The 6,677-nt window shown below is 74.7% G+C and carries 6 protein-coding genes; 2 read left to right on the top strand and 4 right to left on the bottom strand.

All coding sequences use genetic code 11. The features are described from left to right. Positions 1–70: 70 nt before the first annotated feature. Positions 71–1,540, bottom strand: a complete 1,470-nt coding sequence (locus E4U92_RS30575; protein WP_137303674.1) for an MFS transporter — start codon at positions 1,538–1,540, stop codon at positions 71–73. 143 nt (positions 1,541–1,683) lie between these two features. Between E4U92_RS30575 and E4U92_RS30570 the strand changes: the two genes are divergently transcribed. Further along, on the top strand, positions 1,684–2,628 hold the full coding sequence (locus E4U92_RS30570; RefSeq protein WP_174864087.1) for a LysR family transcriptional regulator: 945 nt from the start codon (positions 1,684–1,686) through the stop codon (positions 2,626–2,628). A 91-nt stretch (positions 2,629–2,719) separates the two neighbouring features. Here E4U92_RS30570 and E4U92_RS30565 read toward each other — a convergent pair whose 3' ends face one another. From E4U92_RS30565 to E4U92_RS36055, 3 genes are all read right to left on the bottom strand, one after another. Then, positions 2,720–3,526, bottom strand: coding sequence for an AfsR/SARP family transcriptional regulator (locus tag E4U92_RS30565; RefSeq protein WP_137303673.1), 807 nt, complete (start codon positions 3,524–3,526; stop codon positions 2,720–2,722). A 180-nt stretch (positions 3,527–3,706) separates the two neighbouring features. After that, positions 3,707–4,873: an IS701 family transposase gene (locus E4U92_RS30560; RefSeq protein WP_137303672.1), complete on the bottom strand. Its 1,167-nt coding sequence runs from the start codon at positions 4,871–4,873 to the stop codon at positions 3,707–3,709. Between the two features lie 230 nt (positions 4,874–5,103). Further along, the gene (locus E4U92_RS36055; RefSeq protein ID WP_168725229.1) at positions 5,104–5,715 is read right to left on the bottom strand and encodes a TetR family transcriptional regulator; all 612 of its coding nucleotides are present in this window, start codon (positions 5,713–5,715) and stop codon (positions 5,104–5,106) included. Between the two features lie 174 nt (positions 5,716–5,889). Here E4U92_RS36055 and E4U92_RS30550 point away from each other — a divergent pair, with 174 nt between their 5' ends. Next, on the top strand, positions 5,890–6,660 hold the full coding sequence (locus E4U92_RS30550) for an SDR family NAD(P)-dependent oxidoreductase (protein WP_174864085.1): 771 nt from the start codon (positions 5,890–5,892) through the stop codon (positions 6,658–6,660). The last annotated feature ends 17 nt before the right edge of the window (positions 6,661–6,677 follow it).

Raw genomic sequence — 6,677 nt, 5'->3', positions numbered from 1 at the left:
ACGGCCGCGCCGGATGCGCGGGTCGGGCGGGCGCCGGCGCGGGCGAGGGGCTCCGCGCCGCACCAGTGGCCTAGGCGGGGGTGCGCCTGCCCAGCACGGCGCCGACGAGCAGCGCGCCCACCAGGGCGACCACACCCGCCGTGACCATCCCGGCGTGCAGTCCGCCCAGGATGTCCGCGGGGGTGGGCGTGCCACCGGAGGACAGCGCGTTGGTGCGGGCCGCGGCGATCGCGCTCAGACCGGACACGCCGATCGCGGCGACGTACTGCGGCAGCTGCGACAGACCGCCGACGACGCCCTGGTCCTCCTCCGTGACGCCCGTGGTCATCACGGTGATGAAGGAGACCACGCTGAAGACGTGCCCCAGACCCATCACGGACGACGTCACGAGCAGGGCGGCCAGGTTGACGTCCTGCGGCAGGGCGAACATCGCGACGGTGCCGACGCCCTGGATGAGCAGGCCCGCGGCGAGGACCTTCACCCCGCCGAACCGGCCCAGCAGCCGCGCCACGTACATGCCGCCCAGGGTGGCGGCGGCGCCCTCGCCCAGGTAGCTCAGGCCGGCCTGCAGGGCGCTGAAGCCCAGCACGTCCTGCATGTACAGGCTCAGCAGCACCGTCGTACCGGCGCACATGCCGAAGGTGATGACACCGAACAGGCCCGACCACTTCACCGACGGCCGGTTCAGCACGGTCAGCGGCACCAGCGGCTCCGGGTGACGCCGCTCGACCAGCAGGAACGCCACCAGCAGCACCACACCGCCGACGATCGGGCCGAGCGCGCCGGGACGGGTCCAGCCCTGGTCACCGCCGGTGGAGATGCCGTACACCAGCCCGAACAGGCCGAGCGTGGCCAGGATCGCGCCGGGGATGTCCATGCGCCGGGCGGCACCGGACTCGTGGATCGCGGGCAGGGCCAGCGCACCGGCCAGCGCCAGCGCGCCCATCACGCACAGCGCGACCATGGTCCAGCGCCAGCTGAAGCCGTTGGTGATGACACCGCCGCCCAGTGCGCCGAAGACGAAGCCCAGCGACATCACGGCGCCGTTCAGGCCCAGGGCGCGGGCCCGCTTGGGACCCTCCTGGAAGTAGCCGGTCATCAGCGCGATGGCGGCCGGGGCGATCATCGCGGCGGCGGTGCCCTGCCCGATACGGGTGGCGATCAGCACGCCGGGGCTGTTGGCCAGCGCCGCGCCCAGCGAGAACAGGGTGAACACCCCGACGCCGAGCGTGAACAGCCGCTTGCGGCCGATCAGGTCGGCGACCCGCGCGAACAGCGGCAGCAGGCTCGCCGACGGCAGCAGGCTGGCCGTGGCCACCCACTGCAGGGTGCCGGCCGAGGAGAAGCCGAGGGCGGAGCCGATGTCGGGCAGGGCGACGGTGACGATGGAGAAGTCCAGGCCGCACATGAACGTCGCGCAGCACAGGGTGATCAGCACCAGCCACTCGCGCGCCGCGAAGCCGGCGCCGGCGGCGGGCCCGGGTGGCGCGCCGGCCTCGGTCGTGGTCGGGGCGGGAGGTGAGGATTCGGTGACGGCCATGAGCGGTCCTTCCTGGCGATCCGGGGTTGCCTGTTCAGCTTCGAATCAGCGGACCTGCGCAACAAGGACGATCTGTGCAACGATCGATTCGCTGGGCTAATCGTTCGAGGTCACGAAGATCGAGGGGCGCGGGAGAGCCGTTCATGGAACGCCAGGAGATCGAGATTTTCCTGACCCTCGCGGAGGAACTGCACTTCGGGCGGACCGCCGAGCGGGTGGGCGTCTCGCAGAGCAGGGTCAGCCAGACCGTCGCCCGCCTCGAACGCCGCATCGGGGCGAAGCTGTTCGACCGCACCAGCCGGCAGGTCACCCCCACCCCCATCGGGGAACAGCTCAGGGACGACCTGGGGCCCGCGTGGCGGGGCGTGGAGGACGCCGTCGCCCGCGCCATGGCGGCCGGACGCGGCATCACCGGCTCGCTGCGCATCGGCTTCTCCGGCGCGTTCACCGGCCACCTGCTGCACAGCATCACCGAGGTGTTCGCCCGCAGCTACCCGGACGTGGACGTGCAGATACGCCAGGTGCAGATCTCCGACCCCTACGGGCCGCTGCGCGCCGGTGACGTCGAACTGCAGGTGACCGAACCGCCCGTGGCCGAACCCGACCTGACGCTGGGTCCGGTGCTGGTGTCCCAGCCCAGGGTGCTGCTGATGTCGTCCTCGCACCCGTTCGCGCGGCGCGAGACGGTGGGCGTGGAGGACCTGGCGGAGGCGACGCTGCTGACGGTCGCCGGGAACGTGCCCGCGCACTGGCTGGACCACCACTTCCCGCGGCAGACGCCGTCGGGCCGGCCCATCCCGCACGGACAGGCCATGACGCACTGGGAGGACGCGCTGTCGCTGGTCCTCGCGGGCAAGGGCGTCACGCCCGTGGCGGCCGCGGGCGCGCACTACTACAGCCGGCCGGGGCTGGTCTTCAAGCCCCTCGACGGCGCCCCGCGCATCGACTACGCGTTCGTGTGGCCCACCGGCCACGAGACGGCCCGCCTGCGGGCCTTCGTCCGGGCGGCGATGGACCGCATCCGCGAACTGGGCGGCCCCACCCGGGCCGTGGAGAGCCTGTGGGGCGACCCGCCCCCGAGCCCGTGAACCCCCCGCCCCCGCGCCCGCCCCCAACCACCGCCCCGGCGGCCCCGCGCACCCCCCTGCCCCCTGCCCCCGGCGCCCGCGCGCCGGGCCGTCACCCCAGTGCCCCCGCTCCCGCCGCCGTGAGGTAGCGCTGGTCGGGGTGGTCCTGCAGCATCACGTGGTGCAGGGTCGTGGTCGACGGGGACGGGGGGATGCCCAGGTCGTCGGTCATCCGGCGGTGCAGCGACTGGTAGACGTCCAGCGCCGCCGCCCGCCGCCCCGACGCGTACAGCGCCCGCATCAGCTGGCCGTGCAGGTTCTCGTGGTACGGGTGCTCGCCGACCAGGGCGACGGCCTCCCCGACCGCCTCCTGGAAGCGCCGGCACAGCAGCAGCGCGTCGATGCGGACCTCGCAGGCCGCCAGGTGCGCCTCGTTCAGCACCCGGGCCTGCACGGTGAGCCGGCTGCCGTGGCGCACGTTGCCGAAGGGCGTCCCGCGCCACAGGGCCAGCGCCCGGCTGAGCACCTCGGTGGCGGCGTGCGCCTGCCGTTCCTCCAGCAGGCCGCGGGCGGTCAGGACCAGCTCCTCGAAGCGGGGGCGGTCCCATTCGTCGGGGCGCAGCCGCAGCACGTAGCCGTTGCCGTCGGTGACCAGCCGCTGCTCGGCGATGTCGCGGGCGCTGCTGCCGCTGCCGGCGGCCAGCGCCTTGCGTATCGCGCCGATGTAGGTCTGCAGCGCGGTCGTGGCGGTGCGCGGCGGTTCGCCGTCCCACACCTCGCTCAGCAGCGCCGGCACGGACACGCGGTGGTTGGCCTTCGCCATGAGCAGGGCGAGCACCTGCCGCTGCTTGGGTGCGCTGGGGGTGAGGTCACGCCCCTGTGCGCGCACGTCGATCGGTCCAAGGACACGGAACTCCACAGCCCCTCCTCGAGGTCGGGTCTCACCGCCCGGCGCGGCGCGCGGTGTGCGGGCGAACAGTCGGCGGGAGCCGCGCGTCGCTGCGGTGCTCCCGTGGTGCGGTGTGGGGGGAGGGGCCGGCGGTCCCCGCTCCCGTGGTGCCGTGGGGGCGGGGGGCGAGGGGGCCGGCGGGAGTGGCGGTCAGCAGTCGCCGGGTGCCAGGCACATCTCGTGGCCGAGGCGGCGGTGCGCGCAGGCGACGGAGACGAGCGTGGCGTGGCGGTGCCAGCCGGGGTAGGACCGGCCGGCGAAGTCGTGCAGGCCCAGTTCGGCCTCGGCCTGGCCGATCCGGGCGGCGGGCGCGGTGCCCAGCAGTCCCAGGACGCGGCTCTGCTGGGCGGGGGGCAGGCTGGTCAGCCAGATCCGGTCCGGCCGCGGACGGGGAGTCGTCCAGACGCCGGCCAGCACGGCCGGCTCGCCGCCCGGCAGCAGCACCCCTGCGGTGCCCAGCAGCGGCCTGCCCGGGGCGGGCGGGCCGGCCTGGCCCGGGCGGGCGAGCCGGCGCAGCCGGTCGCCGACGGTCTCCAGGGCGGTGTGGCGGGCGACCAGACGGCGCCCGGCGCCCCGGCGCACCCCGCCGTCCGCCCTGCGGGCGGTGCTCGCCGGGTGGGGGCCGGTGAGCGGGGCGAGGGACAGGGGCAGGGTGTCGGGGACGACGACGACCCAGTCCAGACCGCGGGCCTGCAGCCCCTCGATCACGGGCTCGGCGTCGATGTGCCCGTCGGTGTGGACCACGACCGGCGCCGTCACCGGGCTGGTCCGCACGAGCTGGTCGGCCAGGGCCAGGCACAGCTCGGCCGCGCTGGCGTGGCCGGCGGTGTCGGGGATGCGGGCCTGGTGGCGCAGCGCGGCGTCCTCGCTCCAGCGCGGGGGCAGGTACAGGCGCCAGTCCACGGAGAGGTCGCCCAGCTCCCCGGACAGGAACGCGCCCACCGCGAGCTGGCAGTTGACGGTGCGTCCGGAGGCGGCGACGAAGCGGCGGTGGACGCCGACGGCGAGCTCGCCCCGCTTGGGGATGACCACCGGGCACAGCGTCCAGGCGTGCGCGGGGGCGTGCTCGGCGACCCAGCGGGTGAGTTCGGCGCGGACCGGGCGCCAGGGCCAGGCGCTGTCGTTGACGAACTGCTGGAGCGACTGCGGCGCGGTCGGCGACGGCGTCACCGAGGCCGCGATGCGCCGCAGGGTCTTCTTGCCGGGCGTGCTCAGCAGCCCCTTCACGTACACGCCCGCCCAGCGCCGCTGGTCGGCCCGCGGCAGGTGGGCGAACAGCCGCTGCGCCGACGGGACGTGCCCGGTGGCCGGATGCATGAGGGCTCCTCTCTCCCGGTCGCCGCAAATATACAGAACATTCTCTATGTTTCTAGGGTCCGGGCGGGAGGCGGCGGGGCAGGGGAGCGGGCACGGGCGCTGTGAGCTGGGCGGGAAGGGGTGCGCGGGGCACGGGAAATTGCTGCGGGAAGGGGCGGGCGGGGGCACGGGAATCGCTGCCGGAGCGGACGGCGGACCACCCGCACGCGCCCTGCCGCCCGCGCCCCCGCTCAGGTGCCGCAGGTCTCCGCACCGGCCGGCCGGCACAGCAGGGGGCCCAGGGACTTCAGGGCCTGGGCCAGGCTCTCGTCGGGGGTGTCGCCGGTGACCGGGCGCAGCGCCTCCGGGGTCGAGGCGGCGGCCTCCACGCCGAGCACGACGTGGGAGAGCAGGGTGGTGACCGCCAGCGGGGTCAGCCCGCTGTCCGTGCCCTGCTCGCACCAGGACCGCTCCAGGGCGTCGCGCAGGTCGGGGGCCCAGCAGTCGTACCAGCCGTGGCCGGCGGCGTGGCCCTCGCGGGTCAGGCGGGCCGCGGCGCGCACGCTCGGCATGGTGCGCAGCGCGCCGGCCAGGGCGAGCACCCTCTCCAGCGCGCCGTCGAAGCCGGGGGCGGGGGCGGCGGCGTCCAGGGCGGCGCGGGTGGCGGCGGCGCCGGACTCCTGCACGGCGTCGGCGAGGGCCGACTTGCTGCGGAAGTGGAAGGTCAGCGCGCCCATGGTGACCCCGGCGGTTCTGACGATCCCGTGCAGGGAGGTGCCGTCGTAGCCGTGTCCGGCGAACTCGGTGGCGGCGGCCTCGACGATCCGCTGCCGGGTCTGCTCAGCCCGCTCCTGCCTCGCCACCTGTCTCGCCTCTCCTCCCGCCCCCCGTCGGCCGGTCCGTGCCGCCCACGATAGGTCAAGAGATTCCCAAGAACTCCGGAGAACGGGCAGCTCGGAACGTTCTTGGCAGGTTGGCTGGTAACGGCCCGTCCCAATCGGCTGACCGTGCGTGAGTCGAATGTTTGACTGGCCGTCATGATCGAACGCACGTACGCAATGGACGGCCGGGTCGTCATGGTCACCGGTGCCTCGTCGGGCATCGGCGCGGCGGCGGCCCGGCTCTTCGCCGAGCACGGCGCGGCCGTCGTGCTCACCGCCCGGCGCGAGGCGCAGCTCGCCTCGGTGGTCCAGGACATCGAGGCCGAGGGCGGCCGCGCGGTCCACGTGGCCGCCGACATACGCCGCGGCGAGGAGGTCGAGCGGGTCGTCGCGGCGGCCGTCGAGCGCTACGGCCGCCTGGACGCCGCCTTCAACAACGCCGGCCACGCCACGCTCGGCACCGACCTGCACGAGATGAGCGACGACGACTACGACACCGTGATGGACGTCAACGTCCGCGGGGTGTGGAACTGCATGCGCCACCAGATCCGGGCGATGCTGCGCACCGGCGGCGGTGCCATCGTCAACACCGCCAGCGTCGCCGGTCTGATCGCCACGGGCGTGGGCGCGCCGTACGTCGCCGCCAAGCACGCGGTGATCGGGCTGACCAAGGCCGCGGCGGCCTCGTACGGGGAGCGGGGCATCCGGGTCAACGCGCTGGCCGTGGGCAGCACGCTGACCGAGATGATGGAGTCGCTGCGCGAGCAGATGCCCGGCGTGGACCAGGCGTTCTTCGCGCGCGCCGTGCAGAAGCGGTTCGCGGCGCCCGTCGAGGTGGCGCAGGCCGCGCTGTGGCTGTGCAGCGAGGCGTCGTCGTTCGTGACCGGCGCGACCCTCCCGGTCGACGGCGGCACCCTCGCGGTCTGAACCCCCGCCGTCCTCCG

Source organism: Streptomyces galbus (assembly GCF_005280195.1).
GTDB classification, from domain to species: domain Bacteria; phylum Actinomycetota; class Actinomycetes; order Streptomycetales; family Streptomycetaceae; genus Streptomyces; species Streptomyces galbus.
Note: the sequence above shows the minus strand (reverse complement) of the source record. Positions and strands in the feature narration are given on the sequence as shown.

Bases quoted from the DNA above. Each gene is read 5' to 3' on its own strand.
- E4U92_RS30575 (WP_137303674.1), bottom strand. From the start codon at position 1,540: ATGGCCGTCACCGAATCCTCACCTCCCGCCCCGACCACGACCGAGGCC.
- E4U92_RS30570 (WP_174864087.1), top strand. From the start codon at position 1,684: ATGGAACGCCAGGAGATCGAGATTTTCCTGACCCTCGCGGAGGAACTG.
- E4U92_RS30560 (WP_137303672.1), bottom strand. From the start codon at position 4,873: ATGCATCCGGCCACCGGGCACGTCCCGTCGGCGCAGCGGCTGTTCGCC.
- E4U92_RS30550 (WP_174864085.1), top strand. From the start codon at position 5,890: ATGATCGAACGCACGTACGCAATGGACGGCCGGGTCGTCATGGTCACC.